Origin of the sequence: Clostridium sp. DSM 8431 (assembly GCF_900116755.1) — a bacterium.
Classification (GTDB): domain Bacteria; phylum Bacillota; class Clostridia; order Clostridiales; family Clostridiaceae; genus Clostridium.
Window position 1 is genome coordinate 1 of sequence record NZ_FPBY01000014.1, and the last position, 14539, is coordinate 14539.

Sequence of the window (14539 nt, forward strand, 5' to 3'; positions counted from 1 at the left end):
AAGCCTTTAGATATCATAGCATTCATGATATTTTCTAAATGCTTTAACTGAGGATTTGTTAAGTAAAAATCAAAATTTAATTGATTAAAAAATTTGTATATTGATGGTTCGTTTGATATAATTGTGTTCTGAAACATTTATGTATCTCCTTGTTGAATTTTGTGTAGGAACTTAATTATAACAGAGATTTATCATAAATGTTTTTTTATTTTATTCAGTTGTAAAATTATTCAAGCATTTTTGCACTATTATAGTATTTTAAATTATTTTGTTATAGTTTTACATATTTTCAATTAAAGGGTATTATAAAAGAAAAAATATATAAATTTAAGGAGTGAATATGAAGAACATTTATAAGATTATATTGGATTATTTAAAGAATAAGAAAGGTAAGTACATTATTAACAGTAGTTTTATTTCTTATTGGTGCTGTTTTAGCTATACTGCCAGCAAAGTTAACTCAGTACATTATTGATAATGGTTTTTGTAATAAGAATTTTAAATTAATAGTTATATTATCAGTATTGTTATTGGTGATTTATGCTGGAAAAGTTTTTTGTGATTTTATGACTCAGAAGATTTTTATAAATTTAAGTACAGAGCTTTTGAAAAAATTAAAAGATGAGATATATAGCGGAATTTTAACTCTAGATATGATATTTTTTAACAAGAATGAAAGTGGATATATAAATTCAATTGACAGCTTATTTTCTACTCAAACATTAAATATTTTATCATCAATAATTCAATTTATATTTGCTGTAGCCGTAGTTGTTTCAATAGATTGGCAATTTATGCTTATAATAGCCATACCAATTCCTATATTCTTCATAATAATAAAAAAGACAACTAAGGTTTTACAAGAACAAATACAAAAATCTTTAGATAGTTCAGCAGATTATTCAGGAAAGATAAATCAGTCAATATCGGGAATGGAAAATATAAAGACCCATTCTTTAGAAGAGAGTGAACATTATAGCTCTAAGATGATGAAGAATTCTAAAAAACAATCCAATACCTTTAACGGTTTTACTGGAGCTATAAGTTCATTAAATTATATACTTACTGTTTTTACTTATATATTAGGTGGATGGATTTTTATACGTGGGAGAATTACTCTTGGTGAGTTTATGGCTATTTCAGCTTATGTTGGTAGGATATATCAGCCAGTGTTTACATACAGCAGTACAGTATTGATATTGCAGCCAGCAATTATTTCACTAAAGAGAGCCAGTAACTTCTTTTTTTCAGAATTGTATCATGAAGATAATTCTGGAGACATTGAAATTGATAGTATTAGTGATATGAAATTTCAGGATGTAGCCTTTGGATATGAAGAAGGGAAAAAGGTAATTAATGATTTAAATTTTTCTATAGAAAGGGGAAGTAAGGTACTACTTCAAGATACAAATGGAAGTGGTAAAAGTACAATTATAAGATTAATACTTGGTTTGTATTCAGTGAACTCAGGAAAAATACTTGTTAATGGTATTGATATAAAAAAATTAAAAAGAAGTTCGTTAGTAAAGAATATTTCATATGCAGTTCAGAAAAACTTTGTATTTAATGAAGCATTGAAAAAAATATTTTGTCAGGTATAGATAGTTATGATGAGGAAAAGTATGAAAAAGTAATTAGGGCATTAGGATTAGATAAGGTAATAGAGAGAATTAATACAGAAAATGAAGGTACTATTGGAGAAGGGGGATGCAATATATCTGGAGGTGAAATGCAAAAGATAGCTCTTGCTAGAGTTTTAATTCAGGAAAATGATTTTGTTATATTAGATGAGGCTGCTACATATTTAGATGTGGAGTCGAAGGGATATATAAAGGATTATATTTTAGGAAGTGACAAGGGCTTTTTGATTGTTGATCATACTGGGTATTTTGATGATGTGTGTACAAAGAAAATAGTAATGGGGAAAGATGATAGTTACTATAATTAGATAGTGTATAATACTAATAAAATTAAAAAAGCAAAAACTAAAGATGAACAGGATTTTTATATGACTTTGTGTAATCTGGTTCTACTATTTGGTTAAAGAAATTATAGATTTTGAAAATGGAAAATAAAATGTATGTTAGCAAGTCTTCTATAATTATAAATAAAGATAGTATTGATTTTAATGGCTATCTTTATTTATATAGCTTATAATGTTAGATAATTCAGGCTTAAGCGAAATGAGATGGCATAGTTTATTTTTAAACATTAATAGAATAAATATGTTGAATATAGTAAAATAATAATGAATGAAACAAACTGGAGGAAGAAAATGATTACAGGAGAATTAAGAAGTAAAATAGATAGAATATGGGAAACATTCTGGACTGGTGGTATTACTAATCCATTAGAAGTAATAGAACAATTTACATATCTTTTATTTATAAAAGACTTAGATGATAATGAAATCATTGAAGAAAGTAATGCAGAATTACTTGGAATACCTTTTGAAGGAATGTTTCCAAGTGATAAACAATATTTGAGATGGAGTAAGTTTAAAAATGAAGAAGCAGGGGAAATGTATAGAATAATTTCTGAAGAAGTATTTCCTTTTATAAAGAATATTCATGGAGATAAGCAGTCTGCATATTCAAGATATATGGGAGATGCAATGTTTAAAATACCAACGCCACTTATGCTTTCAAAAATAGTTGATGCTATTGATAATTTAGATATGAGTGATAAGGATGCTAAAGGTGATCTTTATGAATACTTATTATCAAAAGTAGCTACAGCAGGAACAAATGGGCAGTTTAGAACTCCAAGACATATTATAAAGATGATGGCTGAGCTTATGAAGCCAACACCAGAGGACATAATAGTTGACCCAGCAATGGGGACAGCAGGATTCCTTGTTGGAGCAGAAGAGTATTTAAGAGAAAAACATAGTGACTTATTCTTAGTACAGGGATTAAAAGATCATTTTAATAATAAGATGTTTAATGGATTTGATATGGATAGAACTATGCTTAAAATTGGAGCTATGAATATGATGCTTCATGGAGTTGATAATCCTAATATACAATATAAAGATTCACTTTCAGAAGTTAATACAGACAGTGAAGATTACACATTAATATTAGCTAACCCACCATTTAAAGGAAGCCTTGATTATGAAGCAGTAAGTGCTGATCTTTTAAAGACAACTAAAACAAAGAAAACTGAACTTTTATTCTTAGCATTATTCTTAAGAATATTAAAAACAGGTGGTAGATGTGCATCTATAGTTCCAGATGGAGTATTATTTGGTTCAACAGGTGGACATAAATCAATAAGAAAAGAAATAGTAGAAAATCATAAACTTGAAGCAATAATCTCTATGCCAAGCGGAGTATTTAAACCATATGCAGGAGTATCAACAGCAATAATGATATTCACAAAAACAGGTACAGGCGGAACTGATAAAGTATGGTTCTACGACATGAAAGCTGATGGTCGCTCACTTGACGATAAGAGAAATCCCGTAGATGAAAATGATATTCCTGATATAATAGAAAGATTTAATAATTTAGATAAAGAAGTAGAAAGAAAAAGAACAGAACAAAGCTTCTTTGTAGATGTAGAAGAAATAAGAGAAAATGGATATGACCTTTCTATAAATAAGTATAAGGAAATTGAATACGAAGAAGTGGTATATGATGAACCTAAAGTTATTTTGGAGAGAGTTAGAAAGCTTGAAGAGGAAATACAAGCTGGAATAGATGAGTTAGAAAGAATGATTGGAGTATAGTCATGGATTATAATGTATTTCAAAATAACAAAATATTAAAAAGTGTAAATGAAAATTTAAAATGGGAATTATATAATTTGTTGGATATATTTGAAGATGATACTAAGAATGCAAGAAAAATAAAGAAAGAACAATATCTTGAAGAAGGTGAATATCTTATTATAGATCAAGGACAATCAGAAATAGCAGGCTATACAAATGATAAAGATGGTATATATAAACAAGAATATCCATTTTTGATATTTGGAGATCATACACGAAGTATAAAATATATTGATGCTCCTATTTTTATTGGTGCTGATGGAGTTAAATTACTAAAGCCTAAATTAGATATAAAAAGATTTAATGTAAGATATGTTTATTATTTTTTGCAAAATGTAAAATTACCAAGTAATGGATACAGTAGGCATTTTAAGTATTTAAAACAAGTAGTTATTGCATTACCTATATTAGAACAACAAAATAAAATAGTAAAAGTTTTAGACAAAGCCCAAGAATTAATAGATAAAAGAAAAGCTCAAATAGAAGCCTTAGATGAATTAGTCAAATCGAGATTTATTGAGATGTTTGGTAATGTTAATACCAACTCAAAAAATTGGGATTTAGTTAGTATGTATAAATTAATAGATGTTGTAGGTGGTTATGCTTTTAAGAGTACAGATTTTGTTGAAGAAGGTATTCCAGTGTTAAAAATAGGAAATATTAATGCGGGTTATTTTAAATCTACAAATTTAATGTTTTGGAAAAGAGATAATAGATTAAATAAATATTTAATAAAACCTGGAGATTTAGTTATTTCTTTAACAGGAACTGTTGGCAAAAATGATTATGGTAATGTGTGCATTATGGGAAATGATTATAATGAATATTATTTAAATCAACGTAATGCAAAATTAGAAATACTATCTAATAATTCATTGAACAAATATTATTTAACTTATATATTAAAAGTGCCAGAGATAAAAAAAAGATTAACAGGAATTAGCAGAGGTGTGAGACAGGCAAACATAGCTAATAAGGATATTCTAAATTTAGAAGTTCCCATTCCACCAATTAATCTTCAAAACCAGTTTGCAGATTTTGTTCAACAAGTAGATAAATTAAAACTTCAAATACAGGAAAGCTTAAAGGAATTAGAAGATAACTTTAATTCATTAATGCAAAGAGCATTTAAGGGTGAATTATTTAATTAAGGTAATAAAAGATTTTTAGAATTAAATAGAAATGAGAGGTTATACATTAATGAAAAAACTAAGAAGTAACTTAAGAAAAGAAGAAATCGCCATGTCTAAGGGATATATGAGATGGTATAGAGTTATAGAGGATGAAGTGAGATTATTTATAAATGAATCAGGAAAAAGTGATAATAATACTTGTTTAAATAAGTTATATTATAGAGATAGCAGAGCAGAGTTATGTATCAATGATTATGAATATGCTAAGAATTTTTATGAAAAACATAAGCATTTAACACCTAAACTTTTTGTTAAGCCAGATGCGGCTTCATTATATTGTGAATATGAAGTTCTTGAATGGGGATTAAATGAAAATGGAATTGAAATAAAATTAGCATAGATAATTTTAAATAAATGGGGAGGGGTTAAGTATAAATGTGTACTAATTTTGAGTTTCTAAAGTTCAAAAAGGAATTTTCAAGCTTCAGTAATGCTTGTATTGAAGCAGAAAAAAGTATTGTAGTAAGCCCAGCTACAACAGCTATTTTAAGCAGGCGTGCATTAGAGCTTGCTGTTAAATGGGTTTATGCACATGATGATGATTTGAATTTGCCATATCAGGATCAAATAAGCAGTTTAATACACAATAACAGCTTTGTTGAACTTATTGATTCTGAAATGCTGCCAATGCTTAAGTACGTTATTAAGCTTGGAAATGTGGCTGTTCATACGAGTTCTAATATAAATAGAGAAGAGGCAGTTCTTTCTCTACATAATTTATATCAATTTATTAATTGGATTGATTATTGTTATGGTGAAGATTTTAAAGAAAAATCTTTTGATGAAAGTGCTCTTTTAAAGGCTGATGGAGAAAGTAGAACGAGACCAGATGAATTAAAGGATCTATATGACAGGCTGAGTTCTAAGGATAGAAAATTAGAAGAAATTATAAAAGAAAATGAAGAGCTTAGAAAAGAAATAACTGCTAAGAGAAAAGAAAATACTGAAAACTATGATTTTAAAGTTGATGAAATCAGTGAGTTTAAAACAAGAAAGATTTATATAGATGTAGAGTTAAAACTTGCAGGATGGGACTTTAAGAAGGATGTTAATGAAAAGGTTAAGCTTTTTGGAATGCCTAACAGCACAGAAAAGGGATATGCCGATTATGTTCTTTATGGAGATAATGGAAAGCCCCTTGCAGTAGTTGAAGCTAAGAGAGTAAGTGCTGATCCTAAAATAGGAGGAAATCAGGCTAAGCTTTATGCTGATTGTTTAGAAAAACAGTATGGTGTAAGACCAATTATATTCTATACTAATGGCTTTGAAACTTATATATGGGATGATTATAATGGTTATTCTGAAAGACCAGTTTATGGATTCTTCAAAAAGGATGAACTTCAATTAATGATAGATAGAAGAAGCAGAAGAAAGAGCCTTAAGAATATAACTATTAATGATGATATTTCAAATAGATATTATCAAAAAGAAGCTATAACAGCTGTTTGTGAAGACTTAGAAAAGCGAAAGAGAAAGTTCCTTCTTGTAATGGGAACTGGAACAGGAAAAACAAGAACTGCTATATCTATAGTTGATGTTTTAAGTAAAAATAACTGGATTAAAAATGTTTTATTTTTAGCAGATAGAACTGCTCTTGTAAAACAAGCTAAGAAGAATTTTTCTAAGCTTATGCCAGATTTATCTTTATGTAATTTATTAGATAGCAAGGATAAGCCAGAAGAATCAAGAATGATTTTTTCAACCTATCCAACTATGATGAATGCAATAGATGATACAAAATCTAAAGATGGAAAGAGATTATTTACTTGTGGCCATTTTGACTTAATTATAGTAGATGAATCACATAGAAGTATCTATAAAAAGTATAAAGCTATCTTTGATTATTTTGATGCTTTATTATTAGGATTAACTGCTACTCCAAGGAATGAAATTGATAAGAATACTTATTCAATTTTTGATATGGAAAATGGTGTGCCTACATATGCATATGAACTTGAAAAAGCTGTTGAAGATGGATATCTTGTTGATTATAAAACATTAGAAATAAAATCTAAAATAATGGAAGATGGCATTAAGTATGATGAATTATCTGAAGAGGATAAGGCAGAGTTTGAAGAAAAATTTGATGATGATGAAAATATAGATGAAGAAATAAGTAATATAGCAATAAATGAATGGTTATTTAATGCTAATACTATTGACCTTGTTTTAAACAAGCTTATGGAAAAAGGATTACGAATTGAAGGTAATGAAAAGCTTGGAAAAACAATAATATTTGCTAAAAATCATAGACATGCAGAAGCTATAAAAATGAGATTTGATAAGTTATTTCCTGAGCTTGGATCACATTTTGCAAAGGTTATTGATAATAGAGTGAAGTATGTGGACAAGTTAATAGATGATTTTTCAGATAAGGATAAGTATCCACAAGTTGCAATAAGCGTTGATATGCTTGATACAGGAATAGATATACCTGAAGTATTAAATCTTGTTTTCTTTAAAAAAGTAAGGTCAAAGACTAAGTTCTGGCAGATGATAGGTAGAGGAACACGATTATGTCCAGATTTAATGGGAGTTGGACAAGATAAAGAAGGATTTTTAATATTTGATTTTTGTAATAACTTTGAATTCTTTAGAGCTAATCCAAAAGGATATGAAGGTAATTTAGGACAAACTTTAAGTGAGAGAATATATAACTTAAAAGTAGATTTGATAAAAGAACTTCAAGATATGAGATATGATGATGAAGAGTATATTAACTATAGAAAAGAACTTCTAACAAATTGCTTGGATTCAATTAATATTTTAAATGAAGATAATTTCAGAGTAAGAATGAACTTAAAGTATGTTCATAAGTATAAAAATATTGAAGAGTGGAATAGTCTTGGTGTAGTTAGTACAAAGGAAATAAAAGAATATATTTCTCCACTTATAACATCTCTAAAAGATGATGAACTTGCAAAGAGGTTTGACCTTGTTATGTATACAATTGAACTTGCAAGGCTACAAGGAAATAATGCTACAAAAATAATTAAGAGTGTTATAAAAACAGCAGAAAGTCTTGCTAAATTAGGAACAATACCTCAGGTTCAAGAACAAAAATATATTATAGACAAAGTTAGAACTGAAGAATTCTGGGAAGATGTAGATATATTTGAACTTGATGATGTGAGAGAAGCATTAAGAGAACTTCTTAAGTATCTACAAAGGGAAACTCAAACAATATATTATACTCATTTTGATGATATGATTATAGCAGAAGAATCACATGATGCTATTTATAATGCAAATGATCTTAAAGACTATAGAAAAAAAGTTGAATATTATTTAAAAGAGCATGGTGATGAACTTGCTATATTTAAGCTTAAAAATAATAAGCAGCTTACACAGCAGGATTTACAAACTCTTGAAACAATAATGTGGCAGAAGCTTGGTACACAAGATGATTATAAAAAAGAATTTGGTGAAATGCCTGTAAATAAGCTTGTAAGAAAGATGGTAGGTTTAGATAGAGCTGTAGCTAATGAAGTGTTCTCAGAATTTTTAAATAGTGAGAATTTAAATTCAAAGCAAATACATTTTGTAAAGTTAATAGTAGACTATGTTGTTGCAAATGGACTTATTGATGATAATAAAGTATTAATGGAAGACCCATTTAGAACAGTAGGAAGCCTTGCAGTATTATTTAAAGATAATATGAATGATGCTAAGAGTATTATAAGTAAAGTTAGTGAAATTAAGAAAAATGCAGAAATCATAGTATCTTAGAGTAAAATATTAACATGTATTAACGGATAGAAATAGATAAAGCAGATACTTGATTATGAGTATCTGCTTTATTTTAATATACAAATATACTTATGAATGATAAAATATATACAATATAAACATACTTGCCCAAAAAGGAGAGATTAAGATATGTCAAAGAAAAAGTTTTATGCTGTAAAGGTAGGGAGAAAAAATGGTATATTTACCACATGGGCTGAATGTTTAGCAAGTGTTTCTGGATATTCAAAGGCAAAATTTAAAGGTTTTGAAACAAAAGAAGATGCAGAAGCTTATATGAATAACTTAACTGTTGAAAAGAAAAAAGTAAAAGATATTATAAAGAGCATTCATGAATCAGAAGACGATAAGGCAATATACTATGCAGTTAAGGAAGGTAGAAAGATTGGCTTATATAGTACTTGGGAAGAATGTAAAGAACAGATTAATGGTTATTCAGGAGCTGAGTATAAAAAAGTTAAAGGTAAAATAGCAGCACTTAAATATATAAATCCTAATTTGATTGTAAAGAGTGATAAGAAGGCTTCATCAAAAACTAAGAGTAAAACAGTAGTTAAAAAAGGATATGATGTAAAACCTATAAAGAGTACTGCAAAGGTTAAAAGAACAGGAGAATTTATAGATCCTAAAGTTATAAAAGAGAAATATGAATTTGTAGCATTTGTTGATGGGAGCTATGACAGGTTTACTAAGACATATGGGTCAGGAGTTATAGTTTTAAGAGACAATGATTTATATGATACATATTCAAAATCAGGGTATGATAAATGGGATCAGTGGAACATAGTTGGAGAATTAGAAGCAACTAAACTTGCTATAAAGAAAGCAAGAGAAGAGGGAGCAAAGAATATTGCTATATATCATGATTTAAAGAATATATCTTTATGGGCGGCAGGTGAATGGAAAGCAAAGAATGAATATACCCAAGAGTATGTTAGATTTATAGAAAAGGCTAGCAAAGAACTGAATATTTATTTTATTAAGGTTAAAGGACATAGCGATGATTTTTATAATGATTTAGCTGATAAAGCTGCTAAAAAAGCAATTTTTATAAAGTAGATAGATGTAGAATTGTAACTGCTGATAAATTAAACAAATAGAGGATTAGAAATTAAAAAGATGTTATACAAAGGTACTGTATAGCATCTTTTTTGGATTTTTATTACTTGGATGCATTATTTCTTTGTTTATTTAAATATAAGCTACTACATAAACAAAGAAATATTGAAAGCCAGCTAATAGGGGCTTTAATAAATATTTTAAGCATGAATAATGCAAGAGTAGAAGTTATCCCTAATTTATAAAAAAAGTTTAATAAAGTATTTTCCGTCAAAGTAGTATGGTTTATTTTAATTTTCATTACATAATCTCCTTAAAATCTGATTATATTTAAAAATAATAATAAAGACAGAAAAAAGTAGTTGTTTAATACTATCCTTATTTAGAGCAATTTTAATATAAATTGTTTTTGTTGTAAATGAAATATTAAAATAAAATGATTTTAAGGCTATGATAAAAATATAAAAAACTTTAAATAACATTTTTAATAAATTCCATAAAACACTAGAATTTTAAAATAATATTTGGTAATATTTTTTGGAAGAGGTGAAAAGATGAAATTAATTTTAGAAAATGTAAAAAAAAGTTTTGCAGATAGGGAAGTTTTAAAGAAAGCCAGCTTTTCTTTTGAAAAAGGAAAGATATATGGCCTTCTTGGAAGAAATGGTGCTGGTAAAACTACTTTATTTAACTGTATAAGTAAAGAAATTAACTATAATGAAGGGAATATCTATTTATTAAATGGAGAAGAAAAGCAGGAGTTAAGTTACGATAAAATTGGATATTGCTTTTCAGAGCCTGTTCTTCCAGAGTTTCTAACTGGTTATGAATTTATTAAATTTTATATAGACATTAATAAAGAACTTATAAAAGAGCCTTTAACCATTGAAGAGTATTTTGAATTAGTAGATTTTAAGAAAGAAGATATGTACAAGCTTATTAAAGATTATTCTCAAGGTATGAAAAATAAGCTTCAAATGATGCTTTTTATTATTTTAAGACCACCAGTAATCTTACTAGATGAGCCCCTAACTTCTTTAGATGTAGTTGTAGCTTTAGAAATTAAAAATCTTTTAAAGAAACTTAAAAGTGAGCATATAATAATATTTTCAACTCATATTCTGCAGCTAGCCACAGATCTTTGTGATGAAATTGTTGTTTTAAATCAAGGAGTTTTAGAAGAGGTGGATAATAATATAATTCATGATAAAGACTTTGAAGAAAAGATTATGGAAATATTAAAGGAGGAAGAATAATGTTAAATGCATTAATGACTTTCTTTAAATATTCCTTTGCAGAAAAGGGAAATCAATCAATATACTATTTAAAAAGGATTCCTTACTTAGGAGATCTAATAAAGGATAATATTTATAAGAATACTGAAGGTAAATATATTTATGGGATTATAGGACTTATACAAAAGATTTTATTTAAATTTATAGGTAAGATGCTATTTGTGTTCTTATTTATATACGCGCCTGCATTTCTTATAAATAAGTTTCTTTTTGAGTGTAATATAAATAATGCATCATTACAGTTTTTTATTATTTTCTGCTGTGTATTTGGTTCTATTTTTAATACAGCAGTGTTTAGTGATAGAAAAGAAAACTATAAGTTTATTAAGGTTTTAAGAATGGACCCTAAGAAATATTATACTCTTATGATAATGATGAAAATTTTAGGAGACTTTATATTCTTTATACCTGCTATGCTCATTTTTAAAATTCCAAGTCCTTTAAAGCTTCTTGTTATATTAAGTTCTTTAAGACTTATAGGTGAGTATATAAATCTCATTTTATTTAGTAAGTTTAATTTTATTATTGTTAAAAATTCTGTAGTTGTAGGTCTAAGCTATATTATTGTGCCTATTTTAGGATATGCACCAGCAATTTTAGGGTTTATATTTGACTTTAAACCTTTAGTAGAAAATTTAATTGTGCTTATAGCTTTTATTATATTAGCAGGACTTTCTTCTATGGGAATAATGCATTTTAAGAGATATAAAGATATTGCATGTATTATGCTTTTAAAAAGTGAGATAAAATCAGTAGAAGAGGTAAGGGAAGATAGTGAATTTGATAGTGTAAAGCTTAAAAAAGTAAATAAGAAACTGCTAGATACTAAAAGGTTTAAATCTAAAGAAGGATATGAATATTTAAATAGTATTTTCTTTTTCAGACATAATAAGCTTGTAAAAAGATCTATTGAAATAAAATGCATAGTAATTACTGTTGTGTTTATAGGTATTACAATTTTTTCGAAGATGTTTACTGAAGAGAATACAGATGAGTTATTTGAAGGCGTTAAAGGAATGCTTCCTGTTTTTGTGTTTATAATGTACTTTTTATCATCTACAGAAAGAATAACTAAAGCTATGTTTTATAATTGTGACTTAGCTCTTTTGAGATATGGATTTTATAAGAGAAAAGAAGATATATTATTAAACTTTAAAAGCAGAATTAAAAAGATTTTATTTTATAATTCAATTCATACAGCTTTATTAGTTGTAGAATTTAGTTTGTTTATATTTATTATTGGAAAGGGTTCATACTTTATAGAGGTAGTTCCAGTGCTTATATCCATTGTATCTTTATCATGTTTTTTCAGTATATACAGTGTATTTATGTATTATATTCTTCAGCCTTATACTAAAGATTTAGAAGTTAAGAGCCCTGTCTTTTCTTTAGTTAATTTTATTATGTATGCTGCATGTTCTGGATGCAGCAAAATTAAGACTGCTCCTCAATATTTTACAGCTGGTATTATAGCTATTACTGTATTATTTATTCCTATATCATTTATTATTATATATAAATATGCACCAAAGACTTTTAGGCTCAAGTAATTAATTGACATATATTTTAAAAAGAGGTAATATATAAATAATAAAAAATAAAATTAAAATAAAAAAGGTAGAGGCGCCATTTATAAAGAGTATTCTATTTAAGCGGGCACGCGTTGTAAAAAATAGAAGAAAGGTATGATGGCCGAAGGATAATAACCTTTATGCAGAGAGAGTTATCCTGGGTATGCATAAAATATATGCATAACTGTCACGAAAGTGGAGGGCTACAATTTTAAAAAGATTAGTTTGTTATAGTGAAGATTTTAGTCCATCATAAGTGTTTATATGATGGATTTTATTTTTTGAAATTGCCCTTACCTTAATTAATGGAGGTAAGAAAAAATGAAAATTGAAGGAATCTGGTTACCAATAGTAACGCCATTTAAAGAAGGAGAAGTTGATTTAGTATCCTATGAAAAATTATTAAATCATTACATAAGCCAAGGAATTACAGGGGTTATGACTCTTGCAACCACAGGAGAAACTCCAACCCTTACAGAACTTGAATATGAAAAAGTATTAGATAAAACTATAGAAATATGCAAAGATAAGATTAAGGTTTTTGCAGGAGTTGGTGGAAATAATACAAAGGCTGTTATAGATAAAGTAAAAGTGGTAGAAAAACATGGTGTTCAAGGGATACTTTCAGTAAGTCCATATTATAATAGACCAGATCAAAGAGGAATTTATGAACATTTTAATGCTATTTCAGAAAATACAGATTTAGATATAGTATTATACAATATTCCTTATAGAACAGGAAAAAATATTGAAAATGAAACATTATTTAAATTAGCAGAGAAGAAAAATATAATTGGAGTAAAGGATGCATCAGGTGATTTTAATAAGACTATAGATCTTTTATTAAACAGACCTAAAGACTTTAGTGTATTATCAGGCGAAGATATGTACTTCTATAATTCAATGCTTCTTGGAGGAAATGGAGGAGTTATGGCATCAGCACATCTTCATACTAAGGACTTTATTAAAGTTTATAATGATATAAAAAATAATGATCATAAGAAAGCTTTAGAAACTTGGAAAGACTTAGCTAAGATGATTCCATTATTATTTAAGGAACCAAATCCAACTCCAATTAAGTACTTATTAGGTAAGAAGGGACTTATAGATTCAGGAGAAGTAAGACTTCCTTTAGTTGAAATAAGTGACGAGCTTAAAAAGGAATTAGAATTTTTAGTTTAAAATTAATTGAAATACACTCTTAAAATATGTTGTGTTGTAAATAAAATGGAGGTAAATATGGGATATAGAATAATTAATATGACGGAAAAGCATTGGGATAAAGTAAGGGAGATTTATCTTCAAGGGATAAGAACAGGAATTGCTACTTTTCAGACTGGATGTCCAACTTTTGAAGAATGGGATAAGGGACACTTAAAGTTTGGTAGGCTTGTGGCAGTAGATAAAGATGAAGTTTTAGGATGGGTGGCATTAAGTCCTACATCAAGCAGACGTGTTTATTCAGGTGTAGTGGAAATAAGTATATACATAGATGAAAAGTATAGAAATGAAGGGATTGGAAAAGCCTTAATGACTAAGGCTATAAAGGTTTCAGAAGCAGAGGGAGTATGGAGTTTTTATTCATCAATTATTATAGATAATGTAGGAAGTATAAAGCTTCATAAAAGCTGTGGCTTTAGAGAAATTGGAACAAGAGAAAAAATAGCTAAACTTAGTGATGGAAGATGGAGTGATACTGTACTTATGGAGTATAGAAGCAAAATCATAGGGATAGATTAAATTTAAGGCTGTAGATAAGTGGTTATAAATCATTTATCTACAGCCTTTATTAATTCTAGAATTATTTAAATACTTAATTATATTTATTACTTCTACTCAAAAATACTATTAATTCTACAAATATAAAAGAACTTTATGTAAAAAAATTGACATAAATAG

The 14539-nt window shown here is 27.6% G+C and carries 11 protein-coding genes and 1 riboswitch; all 11 genes read left to right on the forward strand.

The features are described from left to right. Window positions 1-380 precede the first annotated feature (380 nt). The 11 genes from BM384_RS02550 (at window position 381) to BM384_RS02610 (ending at window position 14380) form a co-directional block, all read left to right on the forward strand. Window positions 381-1601 carry an ABC transporter transmembrane domain-containing protein gene (locus BM384_RS02550; RefSeq protein WP_278280889.1) on the forward strand — a complete coding sequence of 407 codons (1221 nt, stop codon included), beginning with the start codon at window positions 381-383 and terminating at the stop codon, window positions 1599-1601. Next, a complete protein-coding gene (locus BM384_RS18460; RefSeq protein WP_278280888.1) occupies window positions 1589-1948 on the forward strand; it encodes an ATP-binding cassette domain-containing protein in 360 nt (119 codons plus the stop codon). Before BM384_RS02550 ends, BM384_RS18460 begins: the two co-directional genes overlap by 13 nt. Window positions 1949-2275: 327 nt before the next feature. After that, window positions 2276-3733, forward strand: a complete 1458-nt coding sequence (locus tag BM384_RS02560; protein WP_090010682.1) for a class I SAM-dependent DNA methyltransferase — start codon at window positions 2276-2278, stop codon at window positions 3731-3733. 2 nt (window positions 3734-3735) lie between these two features. After that, on the forward strand, window positions 3736-4926 hold the full coding sequence (locus BM384_RS02565; protein WP_090010685.1) for a restriction endonuclease subunit S: 1191 nt from the start codon (window positions 3736-3738) through the stop codon (window positions 4924-4926). A 49-nt stretch (window positions 4927-4975) separates the two neighbouring features. Then, window positions 4976-5308 carry a hypothetical protein gene (locus BM384_RS02570; RefSeq protein WP_242945937.1) on the forward strand — a complete coding sequence of 111 codons (333 nt, stop codon included), beginning with the start codon at window positions 4976-4978 and terminating at the stop codon, window positions 5306-5308. A gap of 35 nt (window positions 5309-5343) precedes the next feature. Then, window positions 5344-8697: a DEAD/DEAH box helicase family protein gene (locus tag BM384_RS02575; RefSeq protein WP_090010689.1), complete on the forward strand. Its 3354-nt coding sequence runs from the start codon at window positions 5344-5346 to the stop codon at window positions 8695-8697. A 150-nt stretch (window positions 8698-8847) separates the two neighbouring features. Continuing rightward, entirely contained in the window at window positions 8848-9774 is a 927-nt protein-coding gene (locus BM384_RS02585; protein ID WP_242945938.1) for a ribonuclease H family protein, read from the forward strand. A 554-nt stretch (window positions 9775-10328) separates the two neighbouring features. Then, window positions 10329-11030 carry an ABC transporter ATP-binding protein gene (locus tag BM384_RS02595; protein WP_090010695.1) on the forward strand — a complete coding sequence of 234 codons (702 nt, stop codon included), beginning with the start codon at window positions 10329-10331 and terminating at the stop codon, window positions 11028-11030. Continuing rightward, window positions 11030-12619, forward strand: coding sequence for a hypothetical protein (locus BM384_RS02600; protein WP_090010698.1), 1590 nt, complete (start codon window positions 11030-11032; stop codon window positions 12617-12619). The genes BM384_RS02595 and BM384_RS02600 overlap by 1 nt, the downstream gene beginning before the upstream one ends. Window positions 12620-12679: 60 nt before the next feature. Continuing rightward, window positions 12680-12854: riboswitch (Lysine riboswitch) on the forward strand. Window positions 12855-12961: 107 nt separating this feature from the next. After that, the gene (gene dapA / locus BM384_RS02605) at window positions 12962-13822 is read left to right on the forward strand and encodes a 4-hydroxy-tetrahydrodipicolinate synthase (RefSeq protein WP_090010702.1); all 861 of its coding nucleotides are present in this window, start codon (window positions 12962-12964) and stop codon (window positions 13820-13822) included. A gap of 57 nt (window positions 13823-13879) precedes the next feature. Next, a complete protein-coding gene (locus BM384_RS02610; protein ID WP_090010705.1) occupies window positions 13880-14380 on the forward strand; it encodes a GNAT family N-acetyltransferase in 501 nt (166 codons plus the stop codon). Window positions 14381-14539 lie beyond the last annotated feature (159 nt).

What these genes read in the sequence shown, in the direction of transcription:
- BM384_RS02560 (WP_090010682.1), top strand. Translation starts at nt 2,276, where the DNA reads ATGATTACAGGAGAATTAAGAAGTAAAATAGATAGAATATGGGAAACA.
- BM384_RS02575 (WP_090010689.1), top strand. Translation starts at nt 5,344, where the DNA reads ATGTGTACTAATTTTGAGTTTCTAAAGTTCAAAAAGGAATTTTCAAGC.
- BM384_RS02565 (WP_090010685.1), top strand. Translation starts at nt 3,736, where the DNA reads ATGGATTATAATGTATTTCAAAATAACAAAATATTAAAAAGTGTAAAT.
- dapA (WP_090010702.1), top strand. Translation starts at nt 12,962, where the DNA reads ATGAAAATTGAAGGAATCTGGTTACCAATAGTAACGCCATTTAAAGAA.
- BM384_RS02585 (WP_242945938.1), top strand. Translation starts at nt 8,848, where the DNA reads ATGTCAAAGAAAAAGTTTTATGCTGTAAAGGTAGGGAGAAAAAATGGT.
- BM384_RS02610 (WP_090010705.1), top strand. Translation starts at nt 13,880, where the DNA reads ATGGGATATAGAATAATTAATATGACGGAAAAGCATTGGGATAAAGTA.
- BM384_RS02600 (WP_090010698.1), top strand. Translation starts at nt 11,030, where the DNA reads ATGTTAAATGCATTAATGACTTTCTTTAAATATTCCTTTGCAGAAAAG.
- BM384_RS02570 (WP_242945937.1), top strand. Translation starts at nt 4,976, where the DNA reads ATGAAAAAACTAAGAAGTAACTTAAGAAAAGAAGAAATCGCCATGTCT.
- BM384_RS02595 (WP_090010695.1), top strand. Translation starts at nt 10,329, where the DNA reads ATGAAATTAATTTTAGAAAATGTAAAAAAAAGTTTTGCAGATAGGGAA.